Raw genomic sequence first — 16,639 nt, 5'->3', positions numbered from 1 at the left:
TCTATGCGTTTGGGTCGCTCAGGGGCTCCAGTGCTTTGGCGGCTTGGCCGGTGACTTGATGGATGCAATCCATCACAGTTTGAAGCAGCTTGTGAGCTTCAATGCCGTCATAGAACTCATCCACAGAGAACTGATTTTTAAAGAGGTCGACAACGAAAAGCACCAACTCATCGAGTACTTCCACGGTGACGTTACTGAAATTCATGTCTTTGGAGATCGCGAGTGTTTTCCGAAGCATCCGGCCGCTCACAAATGGGACCGTAAACGTCTTTGTTTCTTCACCAATTCTCAGCTCAAGTTTCATATATGTGGCCCTCCCAATAAAAATAGGGGCGCCGGCGCGCCCCACTCATCAATGGATTAGTTCGAATACGATTTAAGATACTCCCAGGAAGAAGCATTCTCACCACCGGCATACAGACCAATTCCGGTGTTGTCACCATATTTCGCTTGTTCTGCAGCTGTCAGCGTATAGTTGATTGCCTGAGTGCCATCTACTAAGACTTTGACGTTGTTTCCTGCGCAGACAATCTTCACGATATTGGAACCTGCCGTATTGATCGTAGCCGGCCCCGCAGCGATCTGCGTATTGGCCGCCGTCGATTCATGCTTCTTATACATCTTGATTTCTTCGCCTGCATTGCCTGCCGGATCAAACCGGACCCACATATATTCCGTTCCATCATTCGCCCGGAATACAACACCCGCCTTACCGCCTGCAGGGTAGATCTGGGCTTCGGTTGTATAGTCCCCGCCGGGTGCTGAAGTGGACATGATAATCCGGTCTCCGGTGGTACCCGAATATTTCATCCGATTGCCTTCGATGACCCAGTTTGCCGCAGTTACTGCCGTTGCAGTGTTGGTCGCCTGTCCGCTTTCTGCAACTTGCCCATTTGCGGATCCATCTGCGCCGGTAAAGGTATTTTCATAGTAGGAGGTAACCGTTCCGCCGCCACCCGTTGGAGCTGCATCGGTTTTCACAGATAGAGCCTCTGAAGCCGCGGATACATTCCCCGCCGCATCCTTCGCTTTGACGGAAAGCGTATAGTTCGTTTCCGGATTCAGCCCTGGAATGGTGGCTGAGGTGCCTGTTACATTCACCGGACTTGGCCCGCCCGTTACAATGTAGCCAGTAACACCTACTGCATCCGTAGAAGCTGCCCAAGCGATCGTTATACTGTTGTGGGTTTTGCTCGTCAGCGTCGGTTTGCCTGGAACTGACGGCGCCGTAGTGTCAGCCGGCGGTGAGGCTATCGACAAATCGATGGTCTCGAAAAATCCATACCCACACAGCGCCACTTTGGCCGCCCCCTGGGCATTTAAATGAACCCCATCCGACTGCATGTATTTCGGAATGCTCGCATTATTGATGCCGCAGTTGTACAAATCCCAGACCGGAATATCGTGCTTTTGCCCGATCGCCAAAATCATATTGTTGTAATCGATCAGGCTCAGCTTCAGATCGTTCAATGTTGTGCCGGTGATGGGTTTGCCCGTTCCATCATCTCCACCATTGCGCTGCAGGGATGTAATCAGGACGATCTTTGCCCCGGCCATATTCGTCTTGATATAGACGATACCCAGGTTGATTGCACCTGCGAATGTGGTGTTTACCATGTCATCCACATTACCCCGCGGGATATTTAACCGGTTGTCATTGCCGCCTCCATACATAGCGTAGAGCTTTGCCGTTTTCGGAAGCAGCGCCCTGTTCGAGTAGATCGTATCGTCGGTGCCCGTCCCTTTATAACCCCACGGTTTACCCGGGTACCCATAGCTTCGATTGACCATGCCGTTCAATTTGCCAAGCTGAGTTTGAAACTTTTGCGGGTCCGTTAAGCCTTGCCCCTCAATGATGGAATTGCCCCACCAAACCACTTCGATGCCTTCATAACTACGCGGAAGAGATCCGTTCCCTGTGCCTCCACCTGGATTCGCAGTTGTACCCGGCCAAGGCTTAAAGCGCGACATAGGAAATCCCCTCTCCGGCTACGGAAGCATCAATCCAAAGCATACTCGCGTTGCTCACCGGCAGCGTAATCGCATCTTTCTTATCCAGCTCTGCAGCGAAGGAGTTTGCCGAGACGGTTTCAGAGCCAACATAGATCGTGCCCGTATTGTTTTTACGTGCGATCACCGTGATTTCCCGGCAGGGAATGTTGGGCAATTGAACTCTCACTCCGGGAGCTGATACGGAAATGACTCCATCTTTGATCGCCGAGCTGCCCTTCACATTGACGTCCGAAGCTCCGTCCCGTCCATGCAGAGGCTCGAAGGTGTCGGATAAAGGGTTGAAATACTGCGGTACTGGATACTTCCCTCCACCATCAACTGCAAGGGTTTTATTTTGAGCTGGCATGATACATGCACCATCCTTTTGATTTGTTATTGAATAACAACCTGATTTGGGGTGATAAATACCGGAACACCAGAGGCAGAGCCCGATCCTCCCTTATCACCGAGAGCGTACACTTTGTTGAACCAGACATCCGCCAAAGTGAACCCAGGCATATCCTCATCCCCGGTCACTTCCCACCAACCGTCAAACTCACGTTTGACGAATACTCCGCTGATTACCGGTGTTTGAAACTCAGGTTTGTCGCCCTGCGTCTTGTATTCTTCAGCAGGCAGGCTGAATCTGCCTTTTAACAGCCATTTAAATCGGTATTTTCCGTTCGACTTTTTGGAACGGAATGCAACGGCCACGTACGGTGCTGTATCAGAATCCTTTTTTACCAGGATACCGTCGATAATCGTACCTCCAAGAAGTTCTGCCTGCTGCTCCAGTGTCAGATCCTTGAGATTGATTTCAACGGTAATTTCCCCCAGGGCCGTTGCCGTTTCAGCTGCTCCATCGTCGGCATACAGCGTTTCAGTCGTAGAACTTGGAGTGATTTTTGCGCTTATGACGCCTGAATACTTCTTCGGTACCGAGTACACAGCGCCCGCAATGTCATCGCTAAGCAATTTAGCGATGTGCAGGTCCTTTAGACCAATGCGAACTCCTCCAGACATGGTTAGGCCTCCCTTGTTGTTGTGTATCTCATTGCTTTGTGAAAAATGCCGGTGTCATTCTCGTAGAGGTCCGCTGAGCCCGCACGACCGAATCCAAGGGATTTCATGACCGCGTCCACCCGATCCGCTATGCCTGAAGTGCTTGCCTTGTTCCATATGTCCACTTGAATGAGTATCTGGCTGGAGATGGCGAAGTCATCGGCAAAATCCTTATCAACATTGCTCATTTCAAAGAATGTAATCCTTGGAAATTTATTTGGCTCGGGTGCAACCAGCTGGTATACCCGGGGGGCCCCGAGCAATGCAAGAAGCTCTTCGTCGGTACGAAGAGCTTCCAAAACTTCCGGTTTGATGTTGATCATAAGCCCAGCCCATCCTTGATCGCCTGCTTCATTTGTTGGATCACTTCTCCCTGCTTTTCCGCGGCAACCGGGCCCAGGAAAGGCCTGGCCGCCATCTTACTGGTGCCCCACTCGAGGAATTTACCGTAGAAGAATACGGAATTATCGCCTTTCTGCGGACCAACGAGCACATATTTCATGCCCTGGCTGCTCTTGATCTTGCTGATCGTGATGTTATCCGCCAAGTGAGGTCCGCTGTCATGACTCCGCGGGGCCCGCTCGCTCGCGGCCCGGCGGATCACCTCGGCGCCGGCCTGCAGCGCGGACCTCTCAATGACCGCACCCTTCCGCCCCATCTCCTGCAGCCGTTTCACCAGCTCCTCCATACCCTCAAGCTTCATTTCCGCCATGCTCCCGCCCCTCCAGACACATCAAATGAAGTTCTCTGTGGGCCTCATTCGGATCAATGATGGCGTTGATGTTATAGATTTTTCCGGCATACCGCACCCGCATTTCACTTGTCAGTCCTGTACGGTACCGGATTTCTATCCGCAGGGTGTTCTCCTGGTTGATCGCAGCAGCCTGAAAGTACTCCCGGCCTCTGAGGGGATTGACCGCCGCCCAGAGACTCAAGAACTCCGACCAGGTGAAGACCGGCAGCCCTTCGTTGTCTTCGCTCCGGGCTGGCTGGAGGATCTGAATGCGCCGGTTATACTTGGCCGGATTCATGGATCGCCGTGTCTCCCGTCTGCTCCGCTGGCGCAGGCGGACTTGGGGCTGCAGCCGGTGCTTCCAAAAAACCGAGCTCAATGAGGTACTCCGCCCTTGCTTGATCGCGCGTTGTATATACGGCATCGGCTGCATAGTACACTTGATCTCGGTCAATGAACTCGATCAGCACCCTATATTCCGTCTCCACCGAGCCCTTCGAGGATGTTTTCTGGCTCGTTCCCGCCATAACTTGCTTCACCTACCCTTAATTGAGTGATCAGGCTTTCCAGGGACTTCTCCATGGCCGCATTGCCGTCCCGGTCGTAGTTCAGAGCCACCTGGATCATAACGGCCAGTTTGTACCTTGGACTTGATGACTCAGGGACCCCCGCGTCCTTCAGGTATTCTTTGGCCGAATGAACCAAAAGAGCGAGAAATCCATCATTCTCGCTCCCATCCACCCGAAGGTATGTCTTCAGTTCTTCCGTATCCAGGGCCAGCAATGCCGATCACCCTTTCTATGGTGTTGCCACGACGTTTGCGATTCGGAAGGCGGACTTGAGCAGCATGTGCTGGTCAATCCATGCCGTCAGGACGAAGAGGTATTCACCCTTCTTTACATCCTTGTCCGTTTCATAGATGATGTCGCCGTCGTAATTCAACTGCGCATAACGGAAGTCACCGACGATCGGATTGACCGCGGAATCGGAAAAGAGAGCAGGCTTGCCCAGAATTCGTTCTGGTGGTGCATCATAGAAAGATGCGTTGTTACCGGCGAGAGTTCTGACGATGGACATATAATCGGAGAACCTCATCGCCACTTTGGCTGTCTCCCGGTAATCTTCATGCAGATCGGCAATTGCATTCTGGATCGCGTCGTAAAGGTTGCCGCCAGGCACCTTGGTGATGTTGTTCTGAGCCGAGTAGAAGCTCATATGCTCTTCGCCAGCCTTCGGCGTGGTTGTGAAGGAAACCTTCTTCTCTTTGGCTGCCAAACCTGAACGGAGAGCACTTTCGACGTAGTTCACGAGCTCCAGGTCCGACCCGTGAACGATGGTGTCCGGAATGCTCGCAAAGACTTTAAATTTATGCCGGTCGAAAGATACGGTGTCACCGGTCAGCTGGAGCTCTTTGGCTGTCTGCTCGTCTGTAATGAAGTCGTCATCGTCCAGCGTAAATGCAATTTTCGGAAGCTCGAGCCCTTTGATGTTGGATACTTTGATCACTTCACGGAGTGGATTCTTTACCAGCGGCTCAGAGATGAGTTCATTGGACATCGTCGTCGGGAGAAACTTATCGCCGCCGGAAGGGTTGGGGCTTGGCAGTGCACGCAATGTGCTCAGTGCTTCTTCTGCAACCGGACGCCCTTGGATCGATGCCCGGATAAATTCCGCCTTTGCCGCGATGAGCTTTTCCTTGTCCGTATTCGCAGCAGACACTGGATTTTCACGCCTGAGGGAGGCCCGGAGCTCCGCCTCTTCCTTGTCATGCTGCTCTTTGAGCAGATTGAAACGTTCCTGCAGGTCATTTTTGGAGTTCTTGAGGTCGTGGATCTCCGACATGGCAACCGCCGGGTTCGCGAGCCTCTCGACCAGCTGGCCCTCGATGTTTTTCAGTTGGTCGCCTACCGTGGCGAGCTTCTCTTTCAGTTCATACAGTCTTTTGGACATAGGTTTCAAACCCCCAGAACACGATTTATTTTTTCGATGTTTTCCTTGGACTCGGCGATCATAATCTCACGCTGAAGCTGACTCATTGGGCTGTTTTGGGGCTGTTTCATCGCAGAAATGAGCGTTTTTGGCACGTTTTTGTACCTGGAAAGCTGCTCTGTATTGATGCTGGCGGCGATTTCTACCGACTCCACGATCTGATCACAAAGGCCGTAGTCGTAGCACTCCTGCGCGGTCAGCCATGTCTCCGCATCCAGGAGATCGACCAGCTGCTCCCTGCTCATCTTCTCGCCTGTCTTCGTGAGGTAAGCTTCAATGATGCTCTGGGCAATTTGATCGAGGTCATCCGCTACTTTCCGAAGGTCTTTGGCGTTTCCGGAGGCATAGGTCCAGGGGTTATGGATCATCATCATGGCGTTTTTGGGCATGTAAATGGTGTCTGCCGCCATCGCAATGACACTTGCAATGCTTGCAGCCACCCCATCCACGTGGACATTGACATGCGCTTTATGCCGCTGGAGCATCGTATGAATCGCCTGCCCCTGAAATACGGATCCGCCAGGTGAGTTAATATACACATTCAAGGTCTTGACCTCACCAAGACCCTGCAGACCGTCCCTAAAGCTCTGCGCCGTCGTATCGCTCTCATCCCACTGGTAAGAGACAATATCGCCGTAAATATAGACATCTCCGATGTCATTCGCGGCATTTTTGAACTCAAAAATGGACTTTTTCACTCTGTTTTCACCCCCTTTCTCGCCTCCAAAGGGGTATCCAGAGGGTATAGGTCACCGCTCAGGAACAGCTTGTCCCCGCCGGCCTGCGGCGGCAGCTCCTCAAAAGCCCTAACCTCGTTTGGAGTGAACCATCCGGAACGAATGCCCTTAAAATAAAATTCTCCGCGTGTCTGTGTGTCGCCGCGGAGTAAACCATTCATATTGAATTTGAATCCGGTACCCGAATACTGATCGCTTGAAGTGAGCAGCTTCCGGTTGAACTCCTGTTCATACATCCGGACAATCGGCAGAAGTGTAATCTGCACATACTCAAGACTCTGCTGCTCCATGCTCGAAAAGGAGGTTTGCGAGAAATCCCCGAGCATATGCGGCGGCATGCTGAACACGGCAGCTACCCGGGACCGGGTAATTCGCTCCACCTCGAAGACCTTGAGATCGATGATATCCTGCTTCAGTTCCTTCAAATCCTGGCCGGAGTCCATGACGATGACTCCACTTCCATTCTTGGCGTAGAAATCACTGAAGTTTTTCAGCAGGGCCTTCTTCTTGTCATCATTAAGCAAGCCATTATTCAGCTTCAGAATGAACGAAGCCTTGATGCCGCTCTCCATCTGGCTTAGGCTGAACTGCTTCACCTGCGAATCGTAATTGATGGTATTCCGAAGCACATCAAGGGGCGAAATGCCTTCGTAGCCCAGGGTGTGGAAGTGCTTCACATGAATCATGTCCATGTTATGGACATAGTAAAGTCCGTCCTCGCCCTCCATTTCATACCAGAGTTCCTTGGTCGTCCTCTCCTGTACCGGCTTGACCTTCTTGGGATTCAGCAGCCACAGCGCCTTCACCTGATACCTGCTGTCTCTTTCGATCAGAGCATAGCCGTTCCCGCGCGTGTTGCGAAAAGCCTCAAGTGTTCTGATGAAATCGAATCCCGTCATGTTCGGGTTCGGACCGTACTCAAGCAGCTGGGCAATCGGGCTGCGTACCGGCCGGTATTCCCGGTACAGCTTCAGCGGCAGGCTCGCCATCGAGTTAGACAACCGGGATACCGCTGAGAATATCGTTTCATTGTTGGCATCCAGCTGTCCGGACCGATCAAAGATGTTATGCGGACTAAACCACTTTTCAAACTCGCCAAGTGACCTGTTCACTGTTTGATTCTTGATGCCAAACAACGACTTGATCCGCTGTATAAGTCCCATTCTCCTCCTCCTTTCCCCTCGGATTCGCCCGTTGCTTATTCGATCAGAACGTCCAAACCTCAACTCCTCCACTTGCTGGGGAGGCCACCCGGGCGCGGACAAAGGCGTTCATGACCGCTGCAATGGGATCGATCCGGTTAGTGGATTTGGCCTTATCCAGCATTAGATTCTCCTTGTCATCCGACTTGGTTACGGCATTGCCGAGTGCCCAAGTAAGAACGGGATCGTCTCCATGAATGAGGCGTTTCTGCAGCACAAACTCCCTAAACTCCTTGGTAGGCTCAGAAAGCGTCTGGATCCCTTGCCGAATCTCGATGATTTCGTAGCCTCGATCAGCCATGTTTTGAGCAAACTGGGTCGCTGCGTAAGGGTCATAGCAAATTTCCCTCATCATCCATCCCCTCCGCTCTTCCTCCTTGACCATGTAGGCCTCGATGGCCGTTTGATCGACCACCGGTCCAGGGATTACGGTTAACCACCCTTTGCGGATCCAGAGGTCATACGGGACCTTGTCTGTCCTTTTCTTTTTTTCCAGCGTTTCTTCTGGAATAAAGGAGTGCTGGGCAACGTAAAAGCTTCCGGAGGAAAGTGGAACCACAAAGCCAACGGAAGACAAGTCGATCTTCATTGACATATCCACGCCTGCATAACAGGTGAGTCCCGTAACGTCGGGCAGCTGCTCCTCGGGCGCCAACTTTCTGCGTTTGGTGATACCGCAGGCAGCCCATTTCTCCATGTTCATGTACTGCTTTTTGGGATGACTCATCCAGACATTCATGTTTTTGGTCATGAAGTCTTCCATCATCTCCGGCTTCTCGAGCGCTTCTTTCAGCCGGGACCGCATCTTCTGAATGCCCTCGGGATAAGAGCATGCAATAGGATTGGCTTTAACCCAAACCGACTCATCTTTGATGTCATCGATCAGGTTTCCGTCCTCATCCTTGTCGAGCTCGTTCACCATGGCGAAATAGGATTCTACCTCGGTGGGGTCATCGGGATCGAGCAGCCGGGAAACGAAGTGGTACTCGGTGCGGTAACAAGGGCTGTTGAGATTCGTACCAGCTGTGGTGATGATAAAGATCAGCGGCTGAGCCCGCGCGATCATACCGGAGTCGATGACGTTCAGCATTTCATCCGTATCATGAGCATGATATTCGTCAATGATGCCGCACTGCGGATTAAGACCGTCACCCTTCTTCTTGTCCTCCTGGCTCAGCGGCTTGATGATGGAGTTGCTTTTCAGGTGCCTGATGATGCCGTAAGACGTTTTGAACTTACCCTTCAAATCTGGGCACTGCTTAATCATGTAATCCGCTTCGGACCATACGATCTTGGCCTGCTCGCGTTTTGTCGCAGCGCAATAGACCTCCGCCATCGCCTCACCAAATGCCGATGCCTCGTAAGAAGCGACACAGGCGTTGCTTTGAGACTTCGCGTTCTTACGGCCTACCTGCCAATATCCCTTATTGAACCGCCGGTACCCGGTGACCATGTGAACCCATCCATAGATGTTGCCGAAAATAAAGTACTGGATTTCGTGCGGCTCGATTCGTTGATCCTTCAGTACACCTTTCGTGTGCCGAAAAAGGTTCATCCATAAAAAAAAGCGCATTGCGCGCTCTTCATCAAAGATATAGGGAAACTCTTCTGTTCCCTCCCGTTCGATATCCCGAAGGAACCTCATGCACGCCCACTTGTGCTTTTTGCATGCGATCACTTCACCGTCGATAACATCGTGGCTGTAATCGATAAGAAACTGTTTCAGCATTAAACATCACCGAACGTCTTCTCGAATTCGTCTTCCTCGTCTGGCTGTCCACGCGGAGGCATGGCGATCTTGGCCCTCGAGGCCGGTGTAAGCCCGAACTCGATAGCCAAGGATCGCATTTGTTCATGCATCTGCTTTTTCTTGGCCAGAAGAGGATGAGCCACTTCGTTAGTTACTCCTGATTTGTTCGTATGCTCGACCATTAGCCCATCGTTTTTGATGATCCTGGTCACCTCAATGTAATCAGCATAGGCGTCACAATAAAGCGCAAGGGCATTCACATCCACATTCGTGAGCAGATCAACTTCCTTGAGCTCCTTTGCGATTCGCCTGAATTCTTTTTTTGCTGTATCACATAGCCAACTCGGTGGGTTGGTACGGTTAGAATTCGGCTGCAGCTGCTTCTCTCGTTCCTGCCGCGCCTCAATTTCTTCCTTCGTCAGGTGCTTTTTCCCCTTAATCAGAAGTAAGTTAACAGGCATAGCCTTTCTCCCAGCCACACATATCTCACCTCCTTTTCCGTTGATTTTTGGTCAAAACGAAGTCGTCTTTCAATATATCGATGTCGATTTCGATGAGCTTCCGCAAATCGTCAACCGACTGAATTTTGATCTTGCCGTCCTGAAAGTCTTTGACCCATTTGGAGATACCTGCTTGGAGAATGGTCCTGTACCGACTTTTAGCCTTTTCTAATTCCGCTAGTACATCTTCTGAATTTTTCATTGAAGTCACCCCTGGTATCCATTAAGATGAATGCAGAGTTAGTGGACACAAGCACCGTGGCCACGGATTCCCACTAACTCAACCAGGGGATGACCTGGGCAAAAAGGAGGAGGCGTACCAGCGCTCTCCTCCTTTTATTTGGCTTCGACCTCAACCGGCTCAATCCCGGTTGCTTCAGAAAACCGCTTTTTGATTACGTCACAGAACACCGGGTCGAGCTCCATACTGAAGCAGGTTCTTCCCATCTGCTCGCAGGTCATTAGGGTTGACCCACTACCTCCAAACAAATCGAGTACTAAATCCCCTTTTTTGCTGCTGTTTTTGATCGGAATCTCCAGCAAATCAAGAGGTTTTTGGGTCGGATGAACGTATTTTGTGACGTCTCCTCGAGATATTTCCCAGACCGTTTCTGGCGCCGGCTGCTCTACGGGGAGCCCAGCCTTCCACACCGTCGTCTGCTTCATATCACCGTACCAGGACGGGGCCTTCCCCTTCAGATGGGCATAAAACACTGGCTCATGCTTTCGTTTGTATTGTGCAAATCCGAATGAAGCAGCATTCTTCACCCAGATGCACTGGTTTCTTACAACAATGCCATTCTCATTCATTACGTTTTCAAATTCACGTTGGTAAGAATAGGGATGGAACACATAGATGGCTGCTTTCGAGTCCATATGATCAGCATAGTTCCTGAAAACGTCAGCCAGGAATGCCTTGAATTGCTCGTCGGGCATATCGTCATTTAAGATTTGTCCCCGGCATCGGATTGAAGCTTGCTTGAATTACTTTTCACAGCAACGTTGTAGGGAGGATCCGTAACTACCAGATCAGCCTTATGGCCTGCCATCAACCTGGCTACGTTAGCCTTCGAAGTTGAATCCCCACACATTAAGAGATGCCGGCCAAGGCGCCAAAGGGTGCCCGGCTTTGTCTGCGGCTCCTTGATCTCACCGACCGCGCCCTCCAAATCAAAACCATCATCCTCGACCTGCGGATCCATCTCCGTATCGGTTTCAAGTCCGTCGATCACTGTATTGAGCTCAGTGAGCGTAAACCCGGTGTATGTAGAAATCTCGTCCAGCGAGTAGAAGTCTGAAAGCTCGTTCACCAGGGAGGCCAGAATCTCCTCATTGGTCTGGCCGCGCAGGTGATTCAGGCTGACGGTTAGCAGTTTTGATTCTTCCTCGGAAGACTCCACCATGACACAAAGGACTTCGCTCATCCCGGCATCAATTGCCGCACGCCATCTCTTCTCGCCCTTGATAATCGTTCTGTCCGAACGGATGAGAATCGGCTGCAGCAGACCGAACTGTTTTATGCTTGCAACCAACGAGTGAAAGATGTGGTCCTGCATCTCGTTGGGATTCCAATCGTTTGACTTGAGTGAATGGATTTCAACCTTCTCGATGAGCAAAACAATCACTCCTAATTTTGTTTCCCCCCTTGTGCCCAAAAAGGGAAATTTTTTTACACGCGAGGCCCCGTCGGTCCCGAAGAGGCTCCTAAACAGCTTTGAAGGCAGGGGGGGAGTCTTTTGAGAACTCGTATCTCTCTGGTTTACCCAAGACAGCCCGTGTCTCAGAATTGATTCTCGTTCGTTTGGCACTACATTGGAATCAACCTCCTTTCATTCAATCCTGTAGTTGAGCAAAGCAAAATGACTTGTTCCTTGATTGCTTTCAGATGTAGGATGACAAAAAAGGGAGTAGCTGCCGCGCGGCATCTGCTCCCTGGTCATTGCGCTATCGTTCCCAGTTAGGTGAATGTTCTTTGTGAACTAAACTTTCTAATCCATCCGTTTTTACCGTACAGTTCTCCTGCTAACCCATCACTTTCAAGGCTCAGTTTTTCTGTGGCATTGAACTCGCCATCAATACTTATATCAATAGTGTCTTCTTGTTCAATCGTAGAAAGCATGTAATGGATAGTTGTGTCTACTATTTTTGGTATTAACCGCTGTATTAGTTCCAATTCTGAACTATCTAGAGACTGCAGTTTTTGACTTTCTTCATCGTTCATCTGACCATGCACAATTTTATCCCAATGCTGAATGCTTGTATCCCGAACATTCTGAACTAATATCTTACCAAAGTGATTCAATAAATCTTCACTCATTGAAATTCCTCCTCGTCACTCTCACTGATTTATGTCTTCGGCTTTGTAATTGAATTATCCTGCCCTCATCGCAACGAGGCAGCCGATCTATTGGCCGGCTGCCTTCGCATCTTCATTCAACTAACGTTCCCCGATAGTTGAACTTTAAAGTAACTAAATATTTTTTGTTCTTACGTCCCTATTTATCACAAAGGAGAGAATTAGAAAGTTAATCCAAGTTATTATTGGGATTGAAAAAAACAACACATAACGACCAGAATGACCAAATCCGAACATTCTTGTCTCATCATCAAAGCTATAATAAACCCAAACGACTATTGTTAAAAATAGCGTATTAATAAAAAGTGCAGATAGCATAGCCAACCATTTGTGGTTTCTTTTTTTCCATAACAGAACAGATAAACTCGTTGAAACTAATAAAGAAATCATAATAAGAATGAAATTCAATTTTTCACCCCCCTATCGTTCCGTTACTTCAAAGGACCAATTCGATTCACCGAACACACTAGTATTTCGCTACCGTTTCTTCAGTTGGCCTTAGCCTTCAACACTCATAATACAAAGCCAAAACAACACTCCAAAAATCCCTGAAGTAACAAAGGTTAAAAACGTACCGAGTCCAGTGTCTTTGTTTATGAAAGCACGGATTGTGATTAGGAAGCACATCATGAACAAAAATGCTGGCAGAAAAATAAATATAAATTCCACGATCCTCCCACCCCGGTACAATATCAATTTCGATTCCAATTTTAACATATTTCTCCACTATCCTGCCCTTTAGCTTAACGCGAACCAGGGAACAGCTACCCTGGCGATCTGCTCCCTGGTGCTGTGCTTTCATTCCAGTTAGCTTAATCCCTTCTACTCTTTACAATCTATCATCATAAGACAGCCTGAATCCGACCATGCCATAAATAGTATTCAACAGGAAATTCCCTATAACAAAACAGACATTAGTGAAACAATCGCATTCAATTTATGTTACAATGCCTTCATTAGTCGTAAAAAGCTGAAGAGATATCTCAAATTTTAAAAAATGGGAGCCGTTCATGCGTTTGATTGCCTGCCTTGTAATGGCGTTTTTAATTGTTACGGCTTGCTCAAATAATAAAAAGGAGAATTCAGATTTGAATGCTGGAAATGATAATAAGATAGAGATCTCAGAAAAATTCTATAATGATTGTACGGAAGCCTTAGCAATTTTAGAGGATGTTATTAAAAACTTGGATTTGTTTTTTGAGGAAGAATCTAGATTTATGAGTAAATTCACAGATGGGAAATACAATGATAAAGAGAGGTATTACACAAAGCAAATTATTAAAATCCAGGTGGGGTATTTTGCAAAGTTAAATCCGAAAGATAAAAATGACCCAAAGCATGATGTAGTAATTAAGGAGTCTCTTAGTAAAATAGAAGAATTAAAAGAGAAATTGAACTTAGAATATCACTCTCAGTAAACTCTTATTTTAGTCTCTCTCTAACACAGGTGAATCCCTTCACTTGTGTTTTTTCGTTATTAAACATTATTACTATTCTGCCAGTTAGTTCAACGACTAGCCCATCTTTATATGGTTCCGTGTATTCTGTTGTGACAGGCATCGCAAAGGCTAACCAGATTATCAAGCTGCAACCGCAGTTCCCAAGCCATGCGCACTTCTTGGATATGATGGACCATAGCCGCCGGCGTAAGGTGCTGTTCCTTAAGGCAGTATTGGCAAAGATGGTTATCACGAATCAAAGCAGCTCGTCTGGTGGTTAACCAAGCCGATGACTTATAGAAGGCTATGAGCTTGGGATCCCTTACCTGCCGATCGTATTGCCTGGCGGTTTGTTGTTGATGTATCTGGCAGTAGCGGCCTTCGGTCAGCTCCGGGCACAGAGGGTAGCCGCACGGCCTCTTAGGCTTGGTCATTGTACCTGCCAGTCCTTTTTCCTGCTTTTGATAGAATTATGGACTGAAGCTGCGTTCCGAACTGGGATACCATTATGAAACCTAGTATTTAGCTCCTTGGCGATCTCAGTGACGCCAGCTCCCTTAGCGTGCAACTCATCACTCAACTTCTTCTCTTCATCACTGAAACGAATAGGTAATTTCCTCATCTTAAACACTCCTTATAATTGAAATTGAGTTCCCCATATCTTATATTTTGATGAACTCAAGCACATCGAATTTTCCCAAGCACGGCAAGGGTTCACCCTGTTTTCAGAAAATGAGTTCCACACGTCCTATTTATGGGTAACTGCTATAGCTAAACTTAAGAACGGCCTTGTTGATGGTATCTTGAGTAATGCCAATGTAGCGTAGTGTAATCGATGGATCACTGTGTCCAAAGATCTCCATCAAGAGCCCGATGTTCTTTTCGCTGGACATGTAGAGGTGGTATCCGAATGTTTTTCTTGTTGTATGACAACCAATGGATGTGAGCCCGTATTTACCACAGACCTTGTTCAGCATTTTGTATACAGTGCTTCGGTCGAGCTCTCGTTTTATTCTCACTTTCAGCTTGACCTGTCTGCTGCAGAAAACCATTTCGTTATCATCACGGCCGGCAATGTACTCTGCAATACCTTTCTTCAGTTCAGGGTGAATTGGGAGCAATACCTGGCTCCTGTTCTTCTTTTGCCTGATGGAGAGCTCTTTTCCTTTCAAATCCTTCACACGAAGTCGAAGCATGTCTGATATTCGCAAACCGGTGTAGATCCCCACCAAGAAAATAGCATGGTACTTAGGGTTCTTTTGCTTGAGTTCCTTTAATATTGCATCGATGACCTGGAAGTCGCGAATTGGTTCCACGCTGTTCAACCCGGATCACCTTCCCTCCATACCAAATAGATATCTCATGCGCTCTTGTCCCTCCTACACTATTTGTTCATGGCAGAATTCAACTGGCCAATGTCATACCAGCGCCTAGTGACAGCAACCGAACTGAACTTTCCTCTTAGGTATAAGACATAAACATGTTCGCCGTTATAAGTACAGATATACTCCCATCGAATATTCTCATTCGGTTTCAGCATCTCGTTCACTCCACCCGGCTCATTTGACTGCACTTTTCCGCGTGGCAACTCCTCTTCGGGTACACGTCGGTTTAGAACAGAACTGTTTCGATGCTTCCCAGCGGCCCCAGTAGCAACCTTTACAGATGTCCGGTTGCATTGGAGGATGTGGTTCCCTACGTATCTGACGTTTCCCCATATGCCCCTCACCCCAAATAAAAAAAGAGCCGCATAAGCGACCCTCTGGCTTCCATTGTATAAACAATAGAGACTATTCACAATTTTATACACAATTCATCCACAGCCCTTGTGAATACTATCCATTATTCAAAATTACAAAAAGGGCATTTCACCCACCCTCATATCACACCCTCGACGACTGGCGTCTAAGGATCAAAGTCCCACAGCATGACCGAGTGCCTACGTTGATAAAGGTACAGTAGACTTCACCCGAGCCGGTATCGGCTCCTTGGTGATACTGTACCCCTCAAAAACAGACATTGTCTGGACAGCACTTGGACAAGGAATGGACATTATTTACTCCAAATATAATAGTGTATTGGCTACGGATTCTATGCCATCGATAATTTTACGATCGATTGTTTTATCGCAACATTCCCACTGTTCGAACCTTAGAATTGTTGCTGCTCTGGAGTTTCCCCTGAGAAACCGGTATTCCATTACTTTCCGAACGTCCTCTTCAAGGATCTGTGCCACAGCCCTTTCCAAAAGGCTTGTAAATTTGATTAAATTAGCTTTCACGTTACGCAGTTCTTCTGTCTGTGGTGGGTTCCTTTCCAAAAATTCAAGCCGACTTTTCTTCTCTTTATACTGACCCAAATAGCGCTTGGCACGTTCGATATCTGCTTTTGTTGCCTCTGGAAAGAGATCCTCCATCTTATACATAACCGACATTCCCCTCACCCATCCCCGCATGCTATAATTTGGGTGAGAATTTGCCCTCCACCGCGTCCCGGTCAAGGAAACGTGCGGTGGAGGTTTATTTTTATCTCTCTATTTTTATTGTGTACTCCACACAGGCTAGGCCGCCTTATGTCCTTCCATACTCAAGCTATTCTCTTTTTCAATGTCAATTTGCACTTTGTGAGGTACTCTTCAAACTTTATGTGAATCTTGCCGGCTGCTAGGAAGATGGCTGTCTCCTTATCCCTATGTGCTGCAATTCCTGCCCCGCATAAGCAATCAGAAACGACCCAAGCATCGGAATCCCAGCGAACAAAAAACCTAAAGCCTCTGTACTCGAAGGCGAATTCACCGACCACTTCATACTGCTTTATTGCCCCTTTTTGACGTGTACGGATAAAAAATCTTTCCTTCATGGATTCACCCCATGTCCTTC

Annotated in this window: 24 protein-coding genes; 1 reads left to right on the top strand and 23 read right to left on the bottom strand. The window is 48.5% G+C overall.

Annotated features, from left to right (window positions below; genetic code table 11):
• Position 1 precedes the first annotated feature (1 nt).
• The 18 genes from gpG to ACP26L_RS01245 all read right to left on the bottom strand — a co-directional run bounded on the left by gpG (position 2) and on the right by ACP26L_RS01245 (position 12,282).
• Positions 2-304: a phage tail assembly chaperone G gene (gene gpG, locus ACP26L_RS01330; RefSeq protein ID WP_013914951.1), complete on the bottom strand. Its 303-nt coding sequence runs from the start codon at positions 302-304 to the stop codon at positions 2-4.
• A gap of 56 nt (positions 305-360) precedes the next feature.
• Positions 361-1,971 (bottom strand): fibronectin type III domain-containing protein, encoded by a 1,611-nt coding sequence (locus ACP26L_RS01325; RefSeq protein ID WP_426450671.1) that lies wholly within the window; start codon positions 1,969-1,971, stop codon positions 361-363.
• Positions 1,958-2,359 carry a hypothetical protein gene (locus tag ACP26L_RS01320; protein ID WP_426450670.1) on the bottom strand — a complete coding sequence of 134 codons (402 nt, stop codon included), beginning with the start codon at positions 2,357-2,359 and terminating at the stop codon, positions 1,958-1,960. Before ACP26L_RS01320 ends, ACP26L_RS01325 begins: the two co-directional genes overlap by 14 nt.
• Before the next feature lie 26 nt (positions 2,360-2,385).
• The gene (locus ACP26L_RS01315) at positions 2,386-3,015 is read right to left on the bottom strand and encodes a major tail protein (RefSeq protein ID WP_426450668.1); all 630 of its coding nucleotides are present in this window, start codon (positions 3,013-3,015) and stop codon (positions 2,386-2,388) included.
• 2 nt (positions 3,016-3,017) lie between these two features.
• Positions 3,018-3,377: a tail completion protein gp17 gene (gp17, locus tag ACP26L_RS01310; RefSeq protein ID WP_426450667.1), complete on the bottom strand. Its 360-nt coding sequence runs from the start codon at positions 3,375-3,377 to the stop codon at positions 3,018-3,020.
• Entirely contained in the window at positions 3,374-3,766 is a 393-nt protein-coding gene (locus ACP26L_RS01305; protein ID WP_426450665.1) for an HK97-gp10 family putative phage morphogenesis protein, read from the bottom strand. The genes gp17 and ACP26L_RS01305 overlap by 4 nt, the downstream gene beginning before the upstream one ends.
• Complete coding sequence (locus ACP26L_RS01300; RefSeq protein ID WP_426450664.1) at positions 3,747-4,085, bottom strand: phage head closure protein; 339 nt, start codon at positions 4,083-4,085, stop codon at positions 3,747-3,749. Before ACP26L_RS01300 ends, ACP26L_RS01305 begins: the two co-directional genes overlap by 20 nt.
• The gene (locus tag ACP26L_RS01295; protein ID WP_426450663.1) at positions 4,066-4,257 is read right to left on the bottom strand and encodes a hypothetical protein; all 192 of its coding nucleotides are present in this window, start codon (positions 4,255-4,257) and stop codon (positions 4,066-4,068) included. Before ACP26L_RS01295 ends, ACP26L_RS01300 begins: the two co-directional genes overlap by 20 nt.
• A 1-nt stretch (position 4,258) precedes the next feature.
• Complete coding sequence (locus ACP26L_RS01290) at positions 4,259-4,570, bottom strand: head-tail connector protein (RefSeq protein ID WP_426450662.1); 312 nt, start codon at positions 4,568-4,570, stop codon at positions 4,259-4,261.
• A gap of 15 nt (positions 4,571-4,585) precedes the next feature.
• Positions 4,586-5,737 carry a phage major capsid protein gene (locus ACP26L_RS01285; RefSeq protein WP_426450660.1) on the bottom strand — a complete coding sequence of 384 codons (1,152 nt, stop codon included), beginning with the start codon at positions 5,735-5,737 and terminating at the stop codon, positions 4,586-4,588.
• A gap of 5 nt (positions 5,738-5,742) precedes the next feature.
• Positions 5,743-6,474 carry a head maturation protease, ClpP-related gene (locus tag ACP26L_RS01280; protein WP_426450659.1) on the bottom strand — a complete coding sequence of 244 codons (732 nt, stop codon included), beginning with the start codon at positions 6,472-6,474 and terminating at the stop codon, positions 5,743-5,745.
• The gene (locus ACP26L_RS01275; RefSeq protein ID WP_426450657.1) at positions 6,471-7,676 is read right to left on the bottom strand and encodes a phage portal protein; all 1,206 of its coding nucleotides are present in this window, start codon (positions 7,674-7,676) and stop codon (positions 6,471-6,473) included. Before ACP26L_RS01275 ends, ACP26L_RS01280 begins: the two co-directional genes overlap by 4 nt.
• A 43-nt stretch (positions 7,677-7,719) precedes the next feature.
• Positions 7,720-9,444 (bottom strand): terminase large subunit, encoded by a 1,725-nt coding sequence (locus ACP26L_RS01270; RefSeq protein ID WP_426450655.1) that lies wholly within the window; start codon positions 9,442-9,444, stop codon positions 7,720-7,722.
• Positions 9,444-9,926, bottom strand: coding sequence for a phage terminase small subunit P27 family (locus ACP26L_RS01265; RefSeq protein WP_426454782.1), 483 nt, complete (start codon positions 9,924-9,926; stop codon positions 9,444-9,446). Before ACP26L_RS01265 ends, ACP26L_RS01270 begins: the two co-directional genes overlap by 1 nt.
• Before the next feature lie 25 nt (positions 9,927-9,951).
• Entirely contained in the window at positions 9,952-10,167 is a 216-nt protein-coding gene (locus ACP26L_RS01260; protein ID WP_426450654.1) for a hypothetical protein, read from the bottom strand.
• 134 nt (positions 10,168-10,301) lie between these two features.
• Complete coding sequence (locus ACP26L_RS01255; protein ID WP_426450653.1) at positions 10,302-10,901, bottom strand: DNA-methyltransferase; 600 nt, start codon at positions 10,899-10,901, stop codon at positions 10,302-10,304.
• A gap of 8 nt (positions 10,902-10,909) precedes the next feature.
• Positions 10,910-11,581, bottom strand: coding sequence for a ParB N-terminal domain-containing protein (locus ACP26L_RS01250; protein WP_426450651.1), 672 nt, complete (start codon positions 11,579-11,581; stop codon positions 10,910-10,912).
• A 341-nt stretch (positions 11,582-11,922) separates the two neighbouring features.
• On the bottom strand, positions 11,923-12,282 hold the full coding sequence (locus ACP26L_RS01245; RefSeq protein ID WP_426450650.1) for an epimerase: 360 nt from the start codon (positions 12,280-12,282) through the stop codon (positions 11,923-11,925).
• 1,049 nt (positions 12,283-13,331) lie between these two features.
• On the opposite strand from ACP26L_RS01245, the gene ACP26L_RS01240 reads away from it, so the two are divergent.
• On the top strand, positions 13,332-13,739 hold the full coding sequence (locus ACP26L_RS01240; protein ID WP_426450649.1) for a hypothetical protein: 408 nt from the start codon (positions 13,332-13,334) through the stop codon (positions 13,737-13,739).
• A gap of 107 nt (positions 13,740-13,846) precedes the next feature.
• On the opposite strand, the gene ACP26L_RS01235 is transcribed toward ACP26L_RS01240, so the two are convergent.
• The 5 genes from ACP26L_RS01235 to ACP26L_RS01215 form a co-directional block, all read right to left on the bottom strand.
• Positions 13,847-14,194, bottom strand: a complete 348-nt coding sequence (locus ACP26L_RS01235; RefSeq protein ID WP_426450648.1) for an HNH endonuclease — start codon at positions 14,192-14,194, stop codon at positions 13,847-13,849.
• Positions 14,191-14,382 (bottom strand): hypothetical protein, encoded by a 192-nt coding sequence (locus tag ACP26L_RS01230; protein ID WP_426450647.1) that lies wholly within the window; start codon positions 14,380-14,382, stop codon positions 14,191-14,193. The genes ACP26L_RS01235 and ACP26L_RS01230 overlap by 4 nt, the downstream gene beginning before the upstream one ends.
• 130 nt (positions 14,383-14,512) lie before the next feature.
• Entirely contained in the window at positions 14,513-15,076 is a 564-nt protein-coding gene (locus ACP26L_RS01225; RefSeq protein ID WP_236628784.1) for a tyrosine-type recombinase/integrase, read from the bottom strand.
• Between the two features lie 740 nt (positions 15,077-15,816).
• Complete coding sequence (locus tag ACP26L_RS01220; protein WP_426450646.1) at positions 15,817-16,185, bottom strand: hypothetical protein; 369 nt, start codon at positions 16,183-16,185, stop codon at positions 15,817-15,819.
• A 161-nt stretch (positions 16,186-16,346) separates the two neighbouring features.
• On the bottom strand, positions 16,347-16,619 hold the full coding sequence (locus ACP26L_RS01215; protein ID WP_426450645.1) for a hypothetical protein: 273 nt from the start codon (positions 16,617-16,619) through the stop codon (positions 16,347-16,349).
• Positions 16,620-16,639: the final 20 nt, after the last annotated feature.

The organism is Paenibacillus sp. S-38 (genome assembly GCF_049942825.1).
In the GTDB taxonomy this organism is placed as follows: domain Bacteria; phylum Bacillota; class Bacilli; order Paenibacillales; family NBRC-103111; genus Paenibacillus_G.
Note: the sequence above shows the minus strand (reverse complement) of the source record. Positions and strands in the feature narration are given on the sequence as shown.

What these genes read in the sequence shown, in the direction of transcription:
- ACP26L_RS01240 (WP_426450649.1), top strand. Translation starts at nt 13,332, where the DNA reads ATGCGTTTGATTGCCTGCCTTGTAATGGCGTTTTTAATTGTTACGGCT.
- ACP26L_RS01275 (WP_426450657.1), bottom strand. Translation starts at nt 7,676, where the DNA reads ATGGGACTTATACAGCGGATCAAGTCGTTGTTTGGCATCAAGAATCAA.
- ACP26L_RS01230 (WP_426450647.1), bottom strand. Translation starts at nt 14,382, where the DNA reads ATGAGGAAATTACCTATTCGTTTCAGTGATGAAGAGAAGAAGTTGAGT.
- ACP26L_RS01265 (WP_426454782.1), bottom strand. Translation starts at nt 9,926, where the DNA reads ATGCCTGTTAACTTACTTCTGATTAAGGGGAAAAAGCACCTGACGAAG.
- ACP26L_RS01260 (WP_426450654.1), bottom strand. Translation starts at nt 10,167, where the DNA reads ATGAAAAATTCAGAAGATGTACTAGCGGAATTAGAAAAGGCTAAAAGT.
- gp17 (WP_426450667.1), bottom strand. Translation starts at nt 3,377, where the DNA reads ATGATCAACATCAAACCGGAAGTTTTGGAAGCTCTTCGTACCGACGAA.
- ACP26L_RS01315 (WP_426450668.1), bottom strand. Translation starts at nt 3,015, where the DNA reads ATGTCTGGAGGAGTTCGCATTGGTCTAAAGGACCTGCACATCGCTAAA.
- ACP26L_RS01235 (WP_426450648.1), bottom strand. Translation starts at nt 14,194, where the DNA reads ATGACCAAGCCTAAGAGGCCGTGCGGCTACCCTCTGTGCCCGGAGCTG.
- ACP26L_RS01245 (WP_426450650.1), bottom strand. Translation starts at nt 12,282, where the DNA reads ATGAGTGAAGATTTATTGAATCACTTTGGTAAGATATTAGTTCAGAAT.
- ACP26L_RS01220 (WP_426450646.1), bottom strand. Translation starts at nt 16,185, where the DNA reads ATGTATAAGATGGAGGATCTCTTTCCAGAGGCAACAAAAGCAGATATC.
- ACP26L_RS01285 (WP_426450660.1), bottom strand. Translation starts at nt 5,737, where the DNA reads ATGTCCAAAAGACTGTATGAACTGAAAGAGAAGCTCGCCACGGTAGGC.
- ACP26L_RS01270 (WP_426450655.1), bottom strand. Translation starts at nt 9,444, where the DNA reads ATGCTGAAACAGTTTCTTATCGATTACAGCCACGATGTTATCGACGGT.
- gpG (WP_013914951.1), bottom strand. Translation starts at nt 304, where the DNA reads ATGAAACTTGAGCTGAGAATTGGTGAAGAAACAAAGACGTTTACGGTC.
- ACP26L_RS01255 (WP_426450653.1), bottom strand. Translation starts at nt 10,901, where the DNA reads ATGCCCGACGAGCAATTCAAGGCATTCCTGGCTGACGTTTTCAGGAAC.
- ACP26L_RS01215 (WP_426450645.1), bottom strand. Translation starts at nt 16,619, where the DNA reads ATGAAGGAAAGATTTTTTATCCGTACACGTCAAAAAGGGGCAATAAAG.
- ACP26L_RS01300 (WP_426450664.1), bottom strand. Translation starts at nt 4,085, where the DNA reads ATGAATCCGGCCAAGTATAACCGGCGCATTCAGATCCTCCAGCCAGCC.
- ACP26L_RS01320 (WP_426450670.1), bottom strand. Translation starts at nt 2,359, where the DNA reads ATGCCAGCTCAAAATAAAACCCTTGCAGTTGATGGTGGAGGGAAGTAT.
- ACP26L_RS01305 (WP_426450665.1), bottom strand. Translation starts at nt 3,766, where the DNA reads ATGGCGGAAATGAAGCTTGAGGGTATGGAGGAGCTGGTGAAACGGCTG.
- ACP26L_RS01325 (WP_426450671.1), bottom strand. Translation starts at nt 1,971, where the DNA reads ATGTCGCGCTTTAAGCCTTGGCCGGGTACAACTGCGAATCCAGGTGGA.